We start from the raw sequence: 17,970 nt of genomic DNA on the forward strand, positions 1-17,970 counted from the left end.
AGGCCTTTGCTGCGGGGCGGACCTTGCTGGCCATCTCCCGGTTGGGGCAGCTCCAGTTTTCCGACGTCCCGAGCTCTGAGCACTACTCCGGGTATCGGCTGAAGCTACTGCGGCGTCCTTTATCATGCGCCCGACAGGCATGGGTTTACGCTATGCCGTCGGGCGCATTGTTGTATCTAGGGCAGCGCCACCGCTTTTGGAGCCTTCATGGACGCTGGTACCTGGTTCACGCAACTCAATGCCTGGCAAGTCATGGCATTGGGCCTGTTTTTTTTCGGGGGTATTTATCTGCTGGGCGGCCTGCTCATGGGCGCTCTGACGGCATCTCTTGCCCGTGCCGGTATTGGCAGGCCGCTGGATATCCGTCCGCTCAAGCCCGACCAGTTGCACCGTGAATGGCGCCAGTCCTTTCATTCCATACTGATCTTCGGCATAGGCATGCTCGTTCCCTGGGGCTTTCTGCAACTGGGCTGGGCCCAGCTCTCGCCCACAGCCAGTGCTGGACGCATCACTGTGGAGATCTTTGCGCTGCTGATCTGGAACGATGTGCACTTCTGGATCAACCACCGCCTGCTGCACACGCGCCGCCTGGTGCGCTATCACGGCGACCATCATCGCTCCGTGGTGACCACACCCTGGTCCACCTACAGTTTTCACCCTATCGAGGCGCTGATGCTGGGCAACATCATCTTGCTGCCCATGCTGGTGCATGACTTCTATTTCTGGTCACTGGCCTCGGTGCCGGTGCTGAGCCTGATCCTGAATCTGATCGGCCACTCCAACTACGATTTTTTCCCCTCAGTCTCAGATACCCATCCACTGGCTGCCAGCCGCCGTCACCATCTGCACCACGCGCGCCCGGCAGGCAACTATGGCTTTGCGCTGGCCTTCATGGACCAGCTCATGCGTACGCGGGTGACGGACACAGCGCTCCCCAAAGCACCCATCGCTGAATGAGCAGGCGCCGCTATCCCGTCCTGCGCCATTGGCGCGACTGGCAATCCGTCTTCTACATGCTTCTGCTGCCGCTGCTCGTGTGGTGGCAATGGAGGCATGGCTTCAGCTTCATTCTCTACAGCATCGAGCTGTTTCTGACCTTGGGCGTAGGCGTGATTCACCACAACCACACCCATGTGCGCATGTGGTGGGGGCGCTGGACCAACCGCTTCACCGACTACTGGCTGACCCTGCTTCAAGGTCACCCCACCTTTGTGTTCTGGCCCGCCCATGTGGCCAATCATCATCGATTTCGCCATGGGCCGCGCGATCTGGCACGCACCTACCGGCCTGAATGGGGCGGTGATACCAATCATCTATGGGGCTATCTGCTTCACCCGGTTCAGGCGGCTTTCGTGCTGTATCCACTGTTCTTTCGCTGGCTGAACAATCTGCGCCGTCACTGGCCTGGCGCCTTTCGCTACTGCATGGGGCAATACCTGCTGTGGCTGGGCAGCTGGGGCTTTTTTCTCTGGCTGGACTGGCAGAAGGCCTTGATCTTCATCATCGTTCCCCAGTTGCACGGCCTGCACTGGCTGCTGGCTACCAACTATCTGCAGCATGCCCATGCCGATGGAAGGCCACTGACCAGAGCACAGCGCAGTACTCCGGGTATCGAGCTGAACTACGCACGCAACTTTGAAGGCCTGGTCAACCCCCTGCTTTTTAATATTGGCCTGCACACCGCGCACCATGAATGCCCGCATGCCCACTGGTCCGAACTGAGCGGACTGCATGAGCGCATTTACCGCCAACGGGTCACTCCTGCATTGAACGAAGGTGGCCTGCTGCCTTATATGGGACGCGTGTTTGTATTGGGTCTGGTCTGGCCCGCGGCAAGAACCGAGCCGCAGATGCCGCCCGACGCTGTGAAGTAAAAACCTGTTGAGGATCTATGCCTGTCGCCTATTCCAACGTCTATCTGCAATCTGCCGGCATGTTTCTGCCTGGTGCCCCGGTGGACAATGCTGGCATGGATGCGTTTGTCGCACCGCTGAACCGCATCTCCGAGCGCATCAAGCGCCGCATCCTAGCCGAGAACGGCATTCAGACCCGCCACTACGCCATCAATGGCGAAGGCCAGACGGTATTCAGCAACGCCCGCATGGCAGCCGGCGCTATCGAGGAGACCCTGGCCCTGGCTGGCAAGAAGCTCTCCGACATCGGCTTTCTGTCCAGCGGCTCCTCGGGGGGCGATGCGCTGATGCCCGGCTTTGCCAGCATGATTCAGGGCGAGATGGCCGCCCCGCCCATGGAAACGCTGTCCGTGCACGGGGTCTGCGCCGCCAGTGTGGGCGCCATGCAAGCCGCTGCCATGGCCGTGGAAAGCGGTGCCCATGCGCTGGCCCTGTCGGTGGCCAGCGAAATGCCCTCGCGTCTGTTCAAGCGTTCACGCTTTGCGGCCCAGGGCTATGACACCGACTTTGACGCCCACTTCCTACGCTGGATGCTGTCCGACGGCGCGGGCGCCGTGCTGCTGGGCGGTCCCAAGGCCCTGCCCCAGGCCAACGGACTGCGCCTCAAGCTCAAGTGGACGCACCAGCGCAGCTTTGCCGGCGACTACCCCGTGTGCATGCAACTGGGCCTGACAGCCGATCGTGGCACAAGTCATCTGGACTTCCCCGCCTGGAGCGATGCCGAGGCCGCAGGCGCTCTGGCACTGCGCCAGGACATTCGTCTGCTGCCGCACCTGTTCGATGTCTGCATTCACGAATATGCAGCCCTGGCCCACCAGGGCTGGGTGCCCGAACGCGGCATAGACCACTTTCTCTGCCACTACTCGTCGGAGCGCTTCATCCCCGTGGTCGACGAGCTGCTGGACAAGGCCCAGCTCGGCATTCCACGCGAGCGCTGGTGGAGCAATCTGGCATGGCGCGGCAACACGGGTGCGGCGTCCATCTTCATCATGCTGTCGGAGTTTCTGCAAAAACAGGGCCAGAGCCTGAAAGCCGGCGACACCGTGCTCTGCTTCATCCCCGAATCGGGCCGCTTCACCGCAGGCTACATGCTATGGGAAGTAGAGCTGGATACGCATGCACAGAAAACGATTGAGGCCGATTCCCCTCAAAAATCCGTGCAAACTGCGGTGCAAGCCGATGACGCGCTTCCCGATGTTTCGAGCATCGCCGCACCGCATGACCCGGCCACCGCTCCTGCGCAATTGGCGCCGCTGCTGACCGAGCTGGCCAGCATCTGGCAGGACTACCGCAGCAATGTCTGGCGCACGCCTCTTCTCAAGCGCATGCGCACGCGCCGGCTGGAGATCACCGACTATCTGCGCTGGATGAGCCACTGGATTCCCCAGGTGCGCGAAGGCAGTCTGTGGATGCGCGAAGGTGCGGCCTCGCTGACCGGTGACTATGCCACGCTGGCCTCGCTGATCGACCTGCATGCAGGCGAGGAGCAGAACGACTTCAAGATTCTGCACAGCGATTATCTGAAGGCCGGCGGCACCGAGACCGATATCAACCGCCTGCGCCGCAACCCTGGCGGCGAAGCGCTCAATGCCTATCTGCACAGCCTGGCTGCCACGCCCAACCCGATCGGCCTGCTGGGCGCCATCTACATCATCGAAGGCACGGGTCAGCGCATCGTTCCCAGCCTGCTGCCCCTGCTGCGCCAGAGCCTGCCGCTGCCGCCCGATGCCTTCCGCTTTCTCGAATACCACGGTGCCAACGACGAGAACCATCTGGAGCGCTGGCTGCTGGCCGTGCAGATGGCGCTGGAGCTGGACAGCGAAGGCACGGCCCAGCAGGCCATACTGCAGACCGCACGCAACACGGCTGCCATGTATCTGATGCAGTTTCAGCATGTGCTGACCGAGCAATAACCAGAAACAGCAAGAAGCACCGCGAGGAGCCATGAAGAACGAATTCAACGACCATGTCTGGGACGAGCGCGACCCCAGCCCCTGGCTGGCGCTCTACCTCGACCAGAGCACCCCTCTGCCCGATGACGTCAAGGCCGCCTGGCTGCGCGACTGCAGCAGCAGCTCGCGCCAGTTCTTTCTGCCGGCCATGCGACCACTGGCGCGGCTGTCCATGATCATCATTCAGGCGCTGAAGATCTTTCTGCCCAAGCGCTGGTCGCACTCCATGCTGCTGCACCGCCTGCTGGCCTTCGGCATGAAGAAGTTTCTCTCGCCAGAGGCCAACTGGCTCATCATGCGCCACTTTCATCTGGGCTCCCAGGTACTGGCCTTCGTCGCCGCCAATGCCCCGACCAAGGTCAGCACCGCGCCATTGATGCCCATGGAAATCGACGATGTGAAGGACGAGCTGTTTCTCAAGCACGACCTCAACCTCTTCAACTTCGTGATTCGCCTGAACAAGGCACTGCGTGAGAACGGACAGGAACTGGTACCCGTGGCCGAGCCCGACTTCTCCATGATCCGCGAGCCCGATCTCAGGCTCGAAGACATGCCTCGCGGGCGCTTCAACGTCATCGACCTGCAAAGCGCCATCGAGCTGTACACGCCCATCTACCAGTTGCTGCTGACCGACAACGACTTCTGGCGCGCCAGCAACTCGCTGCAGCTCGACGAAACCGTTGCCATCTACTGCGCCAAGATTCTGGCTTCGCCAGAGCATCTGGTGCTGCTCAACAACAAACACCCCATGGTGCCCTTGTCTACGCTGTATGCGGCCTACCGCCTGGTGCTGCACGGCCTCTCCACCGAGATGCTGCACTCGCTGCTGACACGCATGGCCAATGGCGAGCACCCCATTCCCGCGCGCGAACTGGCCAAGATGCACCAGGCCGCCGAGAAGGCGATGGATCAGACCGCCGCACAAAGCTGAGCCATGGACCCACGAAGCAACCGCATCACAGGCGTTCGTATCGACGAGCAGACCATCTGGCTGGCACTCGCGGACGGACGTGAACTGGCCGAGCCCATCAAGCGGCATATCCGCCTGGAAAGCGCCACACCCGAGCAAAGGCTGCACTGGGTTCTGAGCGACGAGGATCACGGTCTGAACTGGCCGGCGTTGTGGCAGCCATCTCCCGAAGGCATGGTCAGCGTCTGGGACCTGGATCAGGACAGGCTCTACAACCAGGCCATGGGCGCGCTGCTCGCCGCCCAATGGGACGTTACGCGGATATCCCCGGTCCAGCATGAGCTGGTGGCTCTATGGCGCATGGAAGCCGATATCAACAACGGTGGCTTTCTGCAGTTTCTGGGCAACTGGGGAGTGGAAAACCATCAGCTCACCCTGCAGGCTCTGCAGGCCATAGGCGCCCCTCTCACGCATCAATGTCTGCAAGACATGTTTGCGGTGCTCAGGCGCTTCGAGGAGACGTCAGAAAATGTGGACTACTCCGATCTGCCTGCACTGCTGATGGATGCCGAGCATGAGCAATTGCAGGAGCTCGAAGAAGCCTTCTGGGACTACCCGGAGCCACTGAACAAGCTGGTGGTCATGCACTACGGACCCGCCCAATGAAATCTGAGAACAAATCCGGCAAGACCTATTCGCTGGCGTTTCGCAAGGCTCTGGTGGACGAAGCGCTGAACCGCACACCTGGCGGCGGGTTTCCGGAACTGGAAAAGCGCCACCGTCTCAAGCCCGGAACCCTGTTCGACTGGGTCGAGGAACTGGGCCCGGCACCGCCGCCCGCACCTTTTTCTGCATTGCATTTCTGGATAGGCAATACGCCGCTGGGCGAGGCGGAGTTTGGCCGTTACTTCGACTATGCAGACAGCTACTGGGAGCTGGAAGTCGAAGATATCGAAAGCAGCAGCGAAGATGTCACGGGCTGCGGCTTCTGCCAGGATCTGGGCAGACAATTTCTGTTCGACGAAGACCTGCTGCTGATGATCTGGCTGCCCGAGCCGGTCCCTGTCGCCACCATCGTGGGACAAAGCACTCTGGACTCCGACACATCCCTCGCGCTCATCGTGCAGGCCTGCGCGGCCCAGGGCATGCACACAGCCAACGCCATGTTTGTCTATGCCGACCCCAGCGAACCGATCACCGATCCGGACAAGCTCTACAACGGACTGAGCTACATCGGCCTTTTTGACGACTGACACAACTCAGACGCTTTTCCACCTTCTTCATGCAAGACTTCATTACCCAGATTTCGCAGCAATGGCTACAGCTGCCGGATTGCCGGGCCGAACACAAGGACGCAGCCAGAACACGCATTACCAGCAGCGCGGCAGCCGGCTCCCTGGATGTCGAATTCTTTGTGCACCACGGTGGCAACGGCGCTTTCTCGGCCACCAGGTATGAGGCGGCCATGCAGCTGAGTGCGGAGCATCGGCTTCATGCCTGGATCACGCTGCGCGATGCGGTCGCGGAAGTCATCCACCATGAAGTCAGCTGCAACCCCGGGCGCTTTGCACAGCTGCTGCACGAATGGCGCACGGCACCCGATGCGGCACCGGCGCAGGTCACCATCCGGGCCATGGCCTGCAGCCCATCTCCTGCGAAGACCGAAGCCCCTGTCCCGTCGATGGATCAGGACCTGAACTTCGGTCTGCTGGACAAGCTCGCTGATGCTCAGCAGGCGCTTGAACAGCTCAAGGCCGATGTGGCCGCTGTCGAGCCCATGCGTCTGCTTCAATCCTGGCCGCGCGATGATCGCGGGCGCCTTGCAGCACGCACCACCGCCGTACTCGCGGCCTACGGCCCCGCCACTCGCAAGCGCCAACCCTGCCTGCTGGTCCGATCCGTCATGCAGTCAAAAATGCCGGGCTGGCAATTGCTTGTGTCGTCCGAGTTTCTCTACAACTGCCGCCACCAATGGAGCGATGCTCGCTGGCTGTGGTCGACAGCAGACACCCCCAAGGGCTCGGCACTGGAGCGCAAGGCACGCCAGCTGATGGCGCAGGGCAGGATCAGCGAGGCCTGCTCCCTGTATGGTATCGAGCTGCACGAACGCGTGCGAAGACTTGCCGCAGGTCAGTCATTCCAGCGCTTCTCGCCCGCGCCAGAGCCCTGGGCGCAAGAGCTGCAAGCGGCGCTTCTGCAACTGGCTCCCTGGCGCCTCACGGCAGGCCTGCAACGCATACAGGAGCACCTGATTCAGGCCAACCGCAAGCCGCCCAAGCCCGGCAGCTGGGAGCGCAAGCTGTTCTGGTTCTCGGGCCAGCGCCAGCAGGCGCGTTGGGGCCCCGGAGTGCGCTTCAACGAAGATGGCAAGCCGGAGCTGGACCTGATCGTCACCGCATCCAACGAGCATTTTCCCGAGCCTGACTGGAAGCAGTAGCCGCGCTCGCCCGGTCATGCCGCCAGCCAGTCCACCACCTGCTCGGCAGGCATGGCGCGCGAATGCAGCCAGCCTTGAAAGAACTCGCAGCCGATGTCGCGCAGCAGCTGCAGCTGATCGGCCTCTTCGACACCTTCGGCCACCACCTCCAGATCCAGCGCATGGGCCATATGCACAATGCCGCCCATCAGCCTGTCCCGACAAGGCGAGGGAAACAGAAACTCCCGCCCCAGCTTGACGCGCTGCAGCGGCAGATACTGCAGATAGGCCAATGACGAATGGCCGGTGCCGAAATCATCCAGCGCAATCGTCACTCCCAGCCGTGCCAGCCCCTGCAGCACTTCGCTCCCCTGAGCCGGGTTGATCATGGCCTGGGATTCGGTCACCTCCAGCTCCAGCCATTGCGGCGGTACCTGATAGCGCTGCAGGCAGCTGCTGACCTGCTCGACCAGATTCACCTGCCGCAGCTGATAGGCAGAAAGATTGACCGCTACCCGCAGCGGCGTACCTGCCTTGAGCCACAAGGCGATCTGCTTGCAGGCTGCGTCGAGCACATAGTTGCCCAGAGCCACGATCTGGCCCGAGGCCTCGGCCACCGGAATAAAGCGCGCCGGACTGACATTTCCCAGCAAGGGATCATGCCAGCGCAGCAAGGCCTCCACAGCCACCACTGCGGCACTCTCGACCTTGACCTGAGGCTGGTAGTGCAGTTGCAAGCCACCATAGCTGAGCGCCATGCGCAAGCGCTCGGCCAGTTGCACGCGTTCGGCCATTTCCTTGCCCATGGCGGGTTCGAAAAACACCGCATGGCCGCGCCCCTGGGCCTTGGCGCTATACATTGCCATATCGGCGAAACGCATCAGGTCGTCACCGGTCTGCGCATCGTCGGGATAAAGGGCAATGCCCACGCTGGCACCAAAATCCAGTGCCAGCCCGTCATGCTTGAAGGGGATGGAGAGCGCCGCCAGTATCTGCTCGCTCCAGAAGCGGGATCGGGCCGCATTCTCACCCACCAGCAGCACCATGAATTCGTCGCCGCCCAGGCGTGCCAGCACGCCCTCGCTGCGCAACTGGGACTTCAGCCGCCTGGCGACTTCCCGCAGCAGCTGATCGCCTGCGGCATGGCCGTAGCCGTCATTGATGGCCTTGAAGTTGTCGAGATCAAGTTGCAGCAAGGCCAGTGCTTCGCCGTCGGCCTGCGCCAGCTTGAGTTGCTCCTGCAGCTCCTGGCCGAATTGCCAGCGATTGTTGAGGCCGGTCAAGGTGTCCTTGGTGGCCTGGAACTTCAGGCGTTGCTGCATCTGATGCAGCTCCGTCACATCGCGCACAAAGGCAATGGCCAGGCCTTTGTCGTCATCGCCAAAATAGCCAAGAGCAATGTCCACCGGTACGGCATTGCCCTGCTTGCGCTGCAGCCACAGCACGCCACCAAGCCCCATGGGCCGGCGCGATGGCTGGGCAAAGTAGCTGCGCAGATAATGACCGTGCCCGGCCTGAAACTCGGGCGGCAGCAGCATGTCCAGCGCCTGCCCTTCGAGCTCGCCGCGCCCGTAGCCTGAAATGGCCTGCATGGCGGCATTGGCCGTCACGATGTTACCGTCGCGGTCCACCAGCAAAATGCCGTCCGGAGCGGCATCCAGCGCCTGCTGCTCACGCTGGCTCAGCATGACGGAAAGACTCACCCCCTCCTGCCAGGCCGACATGGCCAGTCGCAACCGGCGCTGGCAGTCCGCCAGCTCCGGTTCAGACACCGGTTTGAGCATTGAAGAAAAAGGGCACTCGGCCATATACGGACTCCAGATATCCACTCTGGCGTCCCTGCGTGCAGCCACTCCCCATGCTGCATCAACGGCCTGCATGCCCAACTCTAGAAAGCCGGATCGAGCCTTGCCAAGTGTTTGAAGTCGCTCACTATGCGCGCGACATCGCACGCTCTCTTTGCGCTATATCAAACACCAACATGTAACAATAAATTTCAGAATCCGAGACCAATGCTGCTGGTCGCGACAGCTTCAGCCCAGCAGTGCCTTGACGTCCTGAGTCAGCAACTGCGGCCCCGCGCCGTAGCGCTCGTACACGCGCAACCGGCCCTGGGGATCGAAAAGATAGGTACCGGCCGAATGATCGAGGGTGTAAGTCCCTTCAACCTTGCCTGGCACCTTCTTGAAGAAGATCTTGAAGTCCTTGGCCACGGCTGCAATTTCGTCGGCCGTACCGCTGAGTCCCACAAAGCTCTCGTCGAAGTTGGCCAGATAGGCCTTGAGCACCTCAGGCGTATCACGCTCGGGGTCCAGAGACACAAACACGGCCTGCAGCTTGTCGCCATCGGCTCCCAAGGCCTGCTTGACTTCAAGCAGTTCCTGCAGCGTGGTGGGGCAGACATCAGGACACTGGGTATAACCGAAGAACACGGCCACCACCTTGCCCGAGAAGTCCTTGAGACTGCGCTTTTTTCCGTGGACATCGGTGAGCGGAATGTCCTTGGCGTAGTCTGCGCCCGTCACATCCACGCCCTGAAATTTGGGCTTGCTATCGTCCTTGCAGCCAGTCAATGTCAATGTGGCCGCACCGGCCAGTGTTGCGGCGCCCAAAGCGCCGAGTACGCGCAGCGCACCTCGTTTATCCATGATCGGTCAGGCCAGGTAATGATCCACCAGCAGCGCGGCAAACAGCAGGCTCAGGTGGATCAGGGAAAAGCGGAAGGTCTTGCGTGCCAGCGCGTCCGAGTAGTTGCGCAGCAATGCCCAACCATAACCGCAAAAGCCCAACCCCAGAATCACTGCGGCAAAAAGGTAGAGATAGCCGCTCATACCCACCACAAACGGCAGCAGACAGCCGGCAAACAGCACCAGGGTGTAGAGAAACACCTGCAGCCGCGTGAAGGCATTGCCATGCGTGACCGGCAGCATGGGCAGGCCGGCGCGGCGGTAGTCCTCCACGCGGTACAGCGCCAGCGCCCAGAAATGTGGCGGCGTCCAGAGGAAGATGATGAGAAACAGCAGCAGGGCCTCATGGCCGACCTGTCCCGTCATCGCCGCCCAGCCCAGCACGGGCGGCATGGCACCCGATGCCCCGCCGATGACGATGTTCTGCGGCGTCAGAGGCTTGAGCACCAGGGTGTAGATCACGGCGTAGCCGATGAAGGTGGCCAGCGTCAGCCACAGCGTGAGAGCATTCACGGCCAGCAACAAGATGGCTGCACCTGCTGCGCAGAGCAAGACCGAAAACAGCAAGGCCTGGGAATGCGAGAGCTCGCCGCGCGCCGTGGGGCGCCAGGCCGTGCGCTTCATGCGCGCATCGATGCTGCGCTCGACCAGGCAGTTGAAGGCCGCTGCCGCCGCAGCCACCAGCCAGATGCCGGCACAGGCCGCCAGCATGCGGCCCCAGTCCTGCCAGCCGGGAACGCCCGGCACGGCCAGCACCATGCCGATGAAGGCACAGAAGACGATGAGCTGCACCACCTTGGGCTTGGTCAGCGCGTAGTACTGCGCCCAGCGCGAGGGAGCCGCCATGGCGTCTGGAACAAGCGCTTTCAACTCCGAGATGTCTGCCTGCATGCGGCCCTCCTCGCTGACCATGACTCAGATCGCTGATAGCGCTTGCGAGAGCGAGCTATCGCGGGTTTCAACAGCTATTTCTCCGCCGTGTCAGCCGTGGCTCGCCCGGCCTCGTCCCATGAGGCAGAGGCGCGCAGCAACCGCTCCAGATCACGCTTGGCCTTGCCGGCCGTGGCTTTTTCCATGCTTGCGGGAAAGCGCATCATCCAGTGGCCTTGCGGATCGACCACATACAGATGCTCGTCCAGCGCATGCCCGGCCTCGGGCTTGAGCCAGTTGCCGATCACCGCAGCGGGCACACGCAGCGTTGTGGCCTGCTCGGCTGCGGGCAGGATTTTTTCAGGCACGGGCTGCTGGTCGCTGATGAGCCAGACCCAGTCCAGCCGGTCTTTTTCACGACCCAGGGTTTCACGCAGCTGCCGCTGCAGATAGAGATGGTCCTGGCAGCGCTGCCCGCAGTCCCCGGCACTGGTGCTGATCAACAGCCACTGGCCCTTGAGGCTGCCCAGATTCACGCTGCGCCCGTCCAGCGTCTGCGCCTGCACATCGGGCAGGCCGGGCTGCTCGGCAATCAGCTCGCCATAACTGCGCTGCTGCGAGGGACGCAACACGTAGTAGGTGAAATAGGAGGCCAGCACCGGCGCCGCACAGACCAGCAGCACGGCCAGCATCTTCCAGCGACCGCTGCGTGCCTGCATCTGCCGTGTCTGGCTCTGCGCGGGATCGGGCAGGCTGTGGACCGCAAAGCTCAGCGGTTCATCCCTCGGGCTGCGCTGCGCGGCGGCGGGGGTAAAAGCGTCGGACGAGTTGAAACCAGACATAGAGCAACACCACCAAGACACTGAGTCCGAACCACTGAAAAGCATAGCCGTAGTGCTTTTGCACACCGGCATTGATCTGCGGCCAGTCGCGCAGCAAGCCTTCGCTGGCGCTGCCGCTTTGCACCACGCTCAGCGCCAGCAGCGGCAAGCCGCTTTGCTGGGCCCACAGGGCAATGTCTGCATTCTGTCGGATGCGCGACTTTTGCTCATCAGGGTCTGCCCCGCCATGGGCCGCTTCCAGCTCCATCAGCCTGGACGGCGGTGCCTCCAGCCGGCCCTCGATGCTGACCGTGCCTGCAGGCGTCTGCACTTCGGGCAGAACCGAGCGGTCCATGAAGTTGCGTGGTGCCCAGCCACGCTGCACGACGACAACCCTGCTCGCGTGAGGTGCACTCAGCCTGAATGGCGTGAGCACATAGAAGCCGGCGCGGCCCTGCATCTGGCGGTTGTCCAGAAAGATGGTCTGTTCGGCCAGCCACTGGCCCTGCAGTTGCACGGGTCTATGCAGCAGCGTCGCCTTCTGTGCCTCGCCGGAGGATTCGGCCGCCAAAGCCACCTCGGCGGCCAGCTCTGCGTTGTGCCAGGGCTCCAGTGCCTGCTGGCGCGTGATGGCATCGAAAACAGCCTGCTTCTGCGCTGCCCGGCCCAGTTGCCACAAGCCCAGCGATGCAGTGACGGCCACGCATGCCAAGGCCGCCAGGGAGATCAGGAGAAACCGCCAGAGGTCTGGAAATCGGGAAATGCGCACCAGATAATCCGTTCATGAAATTCGTGATCATTCTCGCTTTTCTCGCCATCCTGGCGAGCCTTGGCAGTGCGCTGTTCTTCATGATGCGCAGGGGCGACGGCAGCGAAGATTCGGCGGCCGACGACGCCGAGCGCAGCCGCAAGATGTTCCGCGCCCTGGCCCTTCGCGTGGCTTTGTCGATTGCGCTGTTTCTCTGCGTTCTGCTGGCCGCCAAGATGGGATGGATACAGCCCACGGGCTGGCAGCCCGGGCAATAGCCGGTGCTACGCAGCGCCTTTTGGCGCTACCAAAATAAAAGCGCCTTGCGCTTTCCATTCTTTGATTTCAGCATTATTCGATGCTGAAATCAATTCTGGACTTGCGCAAGGCGCTTCTATTTCTGCGTCTTACATCCAGTACACCAGGATGTAGAGGAAGACCCAGACCACGTCCACAAAGTGCCAGTACCAGGCCGCACCTTCAAAGCCGAAATGGTGCTTGTCGGTAAAGTCCCCCTTCATCAGGCGGATGGTGATGAAGAACAGCATCAGCATGCCGACCAGCACGTGGAAACCGTGAAAGCCTGTCAGCATGTAGAAGGTGGAGCCGAATACGCCCGAGTTGAGCTTGAGGTTGTAGTCGTTGTAGAGATGGTGGTACTCGTAGCCCTGCACGCAGAGGAAGACGAAGCCCAGAATCACCGTCATCCACATGAAGCTGATGCAGCGCGCGCGGTTGTTGACCTGCAGCGCATGGTGGGCGATGGTCAGCGTCACGCCCGAGGTCAGCAGCAGCGCCGTGTTGATGGTGGGCAGCCAGAACGGTCCCACGGTCTTGAACGGCTCGACGATATTCGCGGGCGATGCCGTGGCACCGGGAGCCACGCTGGGCCACACGGCCTGGAAGTTGGGCCACAGCAGCTCGTTGGCCAGACTGCCCAGTGCCGGCACCGAGTGCGCGCGCGCCCACCACAGTGCAGTGAAGAAGGCGCCGAAGAACATCACCTCCGAGAAGATGAACCAGCTCATGCTCCAGCGGTAGGACAGATCGATCTTGCGGCTGTTGAGCCCGGCCTCGCTCTCGCGCGCCGCATCGCGGAACCAGACGAAGAGCACGGCCAGCCACCAGACCAGGCCGAAGAACAGGGAATACATTCCCCATTCGTGGCCGTTGATCCAGGTGCCGGCACCCAGGATCACGAAGAACAGGCCGATGGCCGCCATCACGGGGTGGCTGGATTCGGCTGGCACATAGTAGTAAGGGGTTGCGCCCTGCGGGATTGCACTCATCACTCGGCTCCTGACTCTGTTGATCGTTGTTTTGACCGACGCTCCACTATCAATGGCACTGCATTCGCCACACCTGTCCTCAGCCAGAGGCTAAACGACCAGGTTGACGATCCATATCAACGCTAATACCAAGGCAAAAATCGCCACCAGCCCCACGGCAATCACATGCAGCGGCGTGATGCTGGCGAAATCCTTCTCGTACTCCTTGCCCTTGCGCACGCCCAGCATGGCCCAGGCGACGGCCACAATGCTGCGCCAGAAGCCTGTCTTCTTGGCATCCTGCGTCATGAACTGCCTCCGGGCGTGACGACTGCAGCCGTGCTGCCTTCAGGCGCTGCGGGGGTCTTGCCGCCCACCTCGAAGAAGGTGTAGGACAGCGTGATGGTCTTCACATCCTTGGAGATACGCGGATCGATGACAAAGGCCACCGGCCACTCACGCTTCTCGCCGGGCTCCAGCGTGTACTGCGAAAAGCAGAAGCACTCCATCTTGTTGAAGAAGGCCGTGGCCTGACGCGGCGCATAGCTGGGGATGGCCTGGGCGGCCATGCGCCGGTTCTGCACGTTCTGGAACTCGTACATCACCGTGGCCAGCTCGCCGGGATGGACCTGCACCGAACGCTTGGCCGGCTTGAAGTCCCAGGGTCCGCGTGCATTGGCATCGAACTCCACGGTGATGGTGCGGCTGGTGTCGATCTGGCTGTTGGGCGGAAGCTTCACGTCGCGGCCCGCCACGCCGGCACCGGGCACCTGCTTTTCGGACAGCGACAGGATGTTGATGCCCGTCAGCTCGCAGATATGCTTGTAGATGGGAATGAGCACATAGCCGAACGCAAACATGCCCAGGGCAACGATCGCCAGCTTGCCCACCATCTTCGCGTTTTCCTTGGCTATGCTCACCTCAAGCTCCTTCACTCGGTTGCCATCGGCCTGCCTCAATGCAGCCAGGCCATCTTCACCACAAAGCCGATAAAGAACACGGCAGCCGTGGAGGCCAGGATCAGCCCCAGCCTCCGGTTCGCCTTGCGTTGCTCCTGTGTCGTCATTCGCGCCTCCTCAACCGATCACCTTGGTGGCGGTTTCATCGAGCTTGGGTGGCGTCTCGAAGGTGTGGAACGGAGCCGGAGAAGGCACTTCCCACTCCAGGCCTTCGGCCGCTTCCCAAGGCTTTTGCGGCGCCTTCTCGCCGTGACCGCGCATCGCGGGCCAGACGACGAACAGGAAGAAATACACCTGCATCAGGCCGAAGCCAAAGCCGCCCAGGGAGGCAACCATGTTGAAGTCGGCGAACTGCATGGGGTAGTCGGCATAGCGACGCGGCATGCCGGCCAGACCCAGGAAGTGCATGGGGAAAAAGGTGATGTTGAAGAAGATCAGCGAGCCCCAGAAGTGGATGCGGCCGCGCGTCTCGGAATACATCACGCCCGTCCACTTGGGCGACCAGTAGTAATAGCCGGCGAACATGGAGAACAGCGAACCGGCCACCAGCACGTAGTGGAAGTGGGCCACCACGTAATAGGTGTCCTGCAGCTGGATGTCGATGGGCGCCATGGACAGTATCAGCCCCGTGAAGCCGCCCATGGTGAACACGAAGATGAAGCCCACGGCGAACAGCATCGGGGTTTCAAAGCTCATGGAGCCGCGCCACATGGTGGCCGTCCAGTTGAACACCTTCACGGCCGTGGGCACGGAGATCAGCATGGTCGCGTACATGAAGAACAGCTGACCCGTGACCGGCATGCCGGTGGTGAACATGTGGTGCGCCCAGACGATGAAGGACAGGATGGCAATCGCCGCCACGGCATAGACCATGGAGGTGTAGCCAAACAGCTTCTTGCGGCTGAAGGCGGGCACGATCTGGCTGACGATGCCGAAGGCCGGCAAGATCATGATGTAGACCTCGGGGTGGCCGAAGAACCAGAAGATGTGCTGGTACATCACCGGATCGCCACCGCCTGCAGGATTGAAGAAGCTGGTGCCGAAGTGACGATCGGTCAGCGTCATGGTGATGGCGCCGGCCAGCACGGGCATCACGGCGATCAGCAGATAGGCGGTGATCAGCCATGTCCAGGCAAACAGCGGCATCTTCATCAGCGTCATGCCGGGCGCGCGCATGTTCAGGATGGTGACGATGATGTTGATCGCACCCATGATGGAGCTGGCACCCATGATGTGCATGGCAAAGATGCTGGTGTCCATGGACGGGCCCATCTGCAGCGTCAGCGGCGCATACAGCGTCCAGCCGGCCGCAGGCGCACCGCCGGGCATGAAGAACGAGCCCACCAGCATGATGCCGGCGGGAATCAGCAGCCAGAAGCTGAAGTTGTTCATGCGCGCAAACGCCATGTCGGAAGCACCGATCTGCAGCGGCAGCATCCAGTTCGCGAAGCCCACGAAGGCCGGCATGATGGCGCCGAACACCATGATCAGGCCGTGCATGGTGGTGAGCTGGTTGAACAGCTCGGGATTGACGATCTGCAGGCCGGGTTCGAACAGCTCGGCACGGATCAGCATGGCCAGAATGCCTCCCACCATCAGCATGGTGAAGGAGAACAGCAGGTACATCGTGCCGATGTCCTTGTGATTGGTGGCAAACAGCCAGCGGCGCCAGCCCGAGGGCATGGCGTGGTGATGGTCATCGTGCCCATGGTCGTGACCATGGCCCTCATGGGTGTGGACGGGAGGAACTACGGCGCTCATATTCTTTTCTCCAATCGGTCTCTATACCCGGGGCTTACTTCGCGGCCGTGATGTCAACACGGCGTGCCTGCTGGTCCGAGCCTGCCGCAGCCGTGATGGTCTCGGGCTTGCGCAGCTCGATGCGGTCTCCCGCAATACCGCTGTCCTCCAGCAGCTTGGCCACGGCCTTGGCTCGCTCCTTGGCCAGCTCCGCGTTCTTGTCGGCGTTGCCGGTGGAGTCCACAAAGCCCGACAGAGCAATCTTGCCGTCCTTGTGGGCCTTCCAGTACTCGGCCGCCTTCTTCACCGCAGCCTGAGCCTGATCGTCGAGCGCGCTCTTGCCGGTCTCGAAAAAGACCTGATAAGGGCCTGCATCGCTGGCGGCAGCGGCTGCACCTTGCGCAGGAGCAGCAGAGTCGGCAGCCGGAGCTGCGGGTGCCGCACTTCCGCCGCCTTCAGGGAACTTGCCGCCGCGCGCAGCCACAAACTGGGCGGGCTGCACCAGCTGGCCGGTCTGGTTGCTCCAGTGGTTCTTGGCAAAGGTCACCACCGCTGCCAGCTCGGTGTCGCTCAGCTGCTTCCAGGCCGGCATGGCACCGTTGGCGCGGCCTTCGAGCACGGCATGCATCATGTCGGCCGTGGGGCCCAGCACCACGGGACTGCCGTCCAGCGGCTTGATGGGACCGGCTCCCTTGCCATTGGCCTGGTGGCAGGCAGCGCAGTTGGCGGCATAGACTTTTTCGCCACGTGCCACCAGATCGGCCAGTACCCAGACCTTGTTCGGATCATCGGCCTTGGCGGCCAGCTTCTTCTTTTCTTCGGCCACCCAGGCGCTGTAAGCCTCCGCAGACAGCACCTTCACGTGGATGGGCATGTAGGCATGTTCCTTGCCGCACAACTCGGCACACTGGCCGTAGTAGTCGCCGGTCTTCTCGGCCTTGAACCAGGTGTCGCGCACAAAGCCGGGAATCGCGTCCTGCTTGATGCCGAAGGCCGGCACCATGAAGGAGTGGATCACATCGTTGGCCGTGGTGATGATGCGCACCTTCTTGCCCACGGGAACGACCAGCGGGTTGTCGACTCTCAGCAGATAGTCGCTGGGCGCGTTGCTCACATCGCCGCTGTTGGACATCTGGCGCTGGGCGTTATCCAGCGTGGACACAAAGCCCAGGCCTTCGCCCTCGCCGCTCAGATAGTCATAACCCCATTTCCACTGGTAGCCGGTGGCCTTGATGGTGAGGTCGGCATTGGTCGTGTCTTTCTGTGCCACCAGCACCTTGGTGGCTGGCAGCGCCATCAGGATCACGATGATGAAGGGAGCCACCGTCCAGGCCACTTCCACCTTGACCGATTCATGGAAGTTCGCGGCCTTGGCTCCCTGGGATTTGCGGTGCTTCCAGATGGAATAGAACATCACCCCGAACACCGCGATGAAGATCACCGTGCAGATGATGAGCATCATCCAGTGCAGCCAGTGCTGCTCCACGGCAATGCGTGTCACAGGCGGATGCAGATTGAGCTGGTTGACGGCAGGGCCTCCCGGCAGATCCTGCGCCGCATAGGCCATGGAACTGCCCCACGCCGCCAAGGCCAAACTCCAGGGAACCAGCTTGGTGGAAATGTTTTTCATCGTTTTCACTTACCTCTAAGCCTCAGTTGTCCACTCGCTCACACCGCTTCCGCCGC

General features: G+C 61.8%; 19 protein-coding genes. 8 read left to right on the forward strand and 11 right to left on the reverse strand.

Features of this window, described 5'->3' with window-relative positions; all coding sequences use genetic code 11:
• The first annotated feature begins 207 nt into the window (after positions 1–207).
• Genes CTR2_RS23060 through CTR2_RS23090 form a run of 7 tightly spaced genes read left to right on the forward strand, consistent with a single transcriptional unit; the run spans position 208 to position 7,212 of the window.
• Complete coding sequence (locus CTR2_RS23060; protein ID WP_087080658.1) at positions 208–957, forward strand: sterol desaturase family protein; 750 nt, start codon at positions 208–210, stop codon at positions 955–957.
• A complete protein-coding gene (locus tag CTR2_RS23065; RefSeq protein ID WP_087080656.1) occupies positions 954–1,874 on the forward strand; it encodes a fatty acid desaturase in 921 nt (306 codons plus the stop codon). The genes CTR2_RS23060 and CTR2_RS23065 overlap by 4 nt, the downstream gene beginning before the upstream one ends.
• 17 nt (positions 1,875–1,891) lie before the next feature.
• A complete protein-coding gene (locus CTR2_RS23070; RefSeq protein ID WP_087080654.1) occupies positions 1,892–3,826 on the forward strand; it encodes a StlD/DarB family beta-ketosynthase in 1,935 nt (644 codons plus the stop codon).
• 31 nt (positions 3,827–3,857) lie between these two features.
• A complete protein-coding gene (locus CTR2_RS23075; protein ID WP_087080652.1) occupies positions 3,858–4,796 on the forward strand; it encodes a DUF6999 family protein in 939 nt (312 codons plus the stop codon).
• Between the two features lie 3 nt (positions 4,797–4,799).
• Entirely contained in the window at positions 4,800–5,441 is a 642-nt protein-coding gene (locus CTR2_RS23080) for a DMP19 family protein (protein WP_087080651.1), read from the forward strand.
• Complete coding sequence (locus CTR2_RS23085) at positions 5,438–6,028, forward strand: immunity 22 family protein (protein WP_087080649.1); 591 nt, start codon at positions 5,438–5,440, stop codon at positions 6,026–6,028. The genes CTR2_RS23080 and CTR2_RS23085 overlap by 4 nt, the downstream gene beginning before the upstream one ends.
• A 29-nt stretch (positions 6,029–6,057) precedes the next feature.
• On the forward strand, positions 6,058–7,212 hold the full coding sequence (locus CTR2_RS23090) for a hypothetical protein (protein ID WP_087080647.1): 1,155 nt from the start codon (positions 6,058–6,060) through the stop codon (positions 7,210–7,212).
• Between the two features lie 14 nt (positions 7,213–7,226).
• On the opposite strand, the gene CTR2_RS23095 is transcribed toward CTR2_RS23090, so the two are convergent.
• The 5 genes from CTR2_RS23095 to CTR2_RS23115 form a co-directional block, all read right to left on the reverse strand.
• On the reverse strand, positions 7,227–9,071 hold the full coding sequence (locus tag CTR2_RS23095) for a putative bifunctional diguanylate cyclase/phosphodiesterase (protein ID WP_310221924.1): 1,845 nt from the start codon (positions 9,069–9,071) through the stop codon (positions 7,227–7,229).
• Positions 9,072–9,224: 153 nt separating this feature from the next.
• Complete coding sequence (locus CTR2_RS23100; RefSeq protein WP_039050833.1) at positions 9,225–9,839, reverse strand: SCO family protein; 615 nt, start codon at positions 9,837–9,839, stop codon at positions 9,225–9,227.
• 6 nt (positions 9,840–9,845) lie between these two features.
• On the reverse strand, positions 9,846–10,769 hold the full coding sequence (gene cyoE, locus CTR2_RS23105) for a heme o synthase (protein ID WP_087084448.1): 924 nt from the start codon (positions 10,767–10,769) through the stop codon (positions 9,846–9,848).
• A gap of 74 nt (positions 10,770–10,843) precedes the next feature.
• Entirely contained in the window at positions 10,844–11,590 is a 747-nt protein-coding gene (locus tag CTR2_RS23110; RefSeq protein WP_140400973.1) for a hypothetical protein, read from the reverse strand.
• Positions 11,526–12,338: an SURF1 family protein gene (locus tag CTR2_RS23115; protein ID WP_087080645.1), complete on the reverse strand. Its 813-nt coding sequence runs from the start codon at positions 12,336–12,338 to the stop codon at positions 11,526–11,528. The genes CTR2_RS23110 and CTR2_RS23115 overlap by 65 nt, the downstream gene beginning before the upstream one ends.
• Positions 12,339–12,352: 14 nt before the next feature.
• Between CTR2_RS23115 and CTR2_RS23120 the strand changes: the two genes are divergently transcribed.
• Positions 12,353–12,595, forward strand: a complete 243-nt coding sequence (locus CTR2_RS23120; protein ID WP_087080643.1) for a twin transmembrane helix small protein — start codon at positions 12,353–12,355, stop codon at positions 12,593–12,595.
• 129 nt (positions 12,596–12,724) lie between these two features.
• Here the strand turns inward: CTR2_RS23120 and CTR2_RS23125 are convergent, their stop codons facing one another.
• From CTR2_RS23125 to coxB, 6 genes are all read right to left on the reverse strand, one after another.
• Complete coding sequence (locus tag CTR2_RS23125) at positions 12,725–13,606, reverse strand: cytochrome c oxidase subunit 3 (protein ID WP_003051795.1); 882 nt, start codon at positions 13,604–13,606, stop codon at positions 12,725–12,727.
• Positions 13,607–13,696: 90 nt separating this feature from the next.
• Positions 13,697–13,894: a DUF2970 domain-containing protein gene (locus CTR2_RS23130; RefSeq protein ID WP_003051791.1), complete on the reverse strand. Its 198-nt coding sequence runs from the start codon at positions 13,892–13,894 to the stop codon at positions 13,697–13,699.
• Positions 13,891–14,505, reverse strand: a complete 615-nt coding sequence (locus CTR2_RS23135; protein WP_003075489.1) for a cytochrome c oxidase assembly protein — start codon at positions 14,503–14,505, stop codon at positions 13,891–13,893. The genes CTR2_RS23130 and CTR2_RS23135 overlap by 4 nt, the downstream gene beginning before the upstream one ends.
• A gap of 35 nt (positions 14,506–14,540) precedes the next feature.
• Positions 14,541–14,651 carry a cytochrome oxidase small assembly protein gene (locus tag CTR2_RS23140; RefSeq protein ID WP_003075487.1) on the reverse strand — a complete coding sequence of 37 codons (111 nt, stop codon included), beginning with the start codon at positions 14,649–14,651 and terminating at the stop codon, positions 14,541–14,543.
• 10 nt (positions 14,652–14,661) lie between these two features.
• Positions 14,662–16,305 carry a cytochrome c oxidase subunit I gene (gene ctaD / locus CTR2_RS23145; RefSeq protein ID WP_087080641.1) on the reverse strand — a complete coding sequence of 548 codons (1,644 nt, stop codon included), beginning with the start codon at positions 16,303–16,305 and terminating at the stop codon, positions 14,662–14,664.
• Between the two features lie 34 nt (positions 16,306–16,339).
• Positions 16,340–17,914 carry a cytochrome c oxidase subunit II gene (gene coxB / locus CTR2_RS23150; RefSeq protein ID WP_087080640.1) on the reverse strand — a complete coding sequence of 525 codons (1,575 nt, stop codon included), beginning with the start codon at positions 17,912–17,914 and terminating at the stop codon, positions 16,340–16,342.
• Positions 17,915–17,970: the final 56 nt, after the last annotated feature.

This window comes from Comamonas thiooxydans, from assembly GCF_002157685.2.
In the GTDB taxonomy this organism is placed as follows: domain Bacteria; phylum Pseudomonadota; class Gammaproteobacteria; order Burkholderiales; family Burkholderiaceae_C; genus Comamonas; species Comamonas testosteroni_H.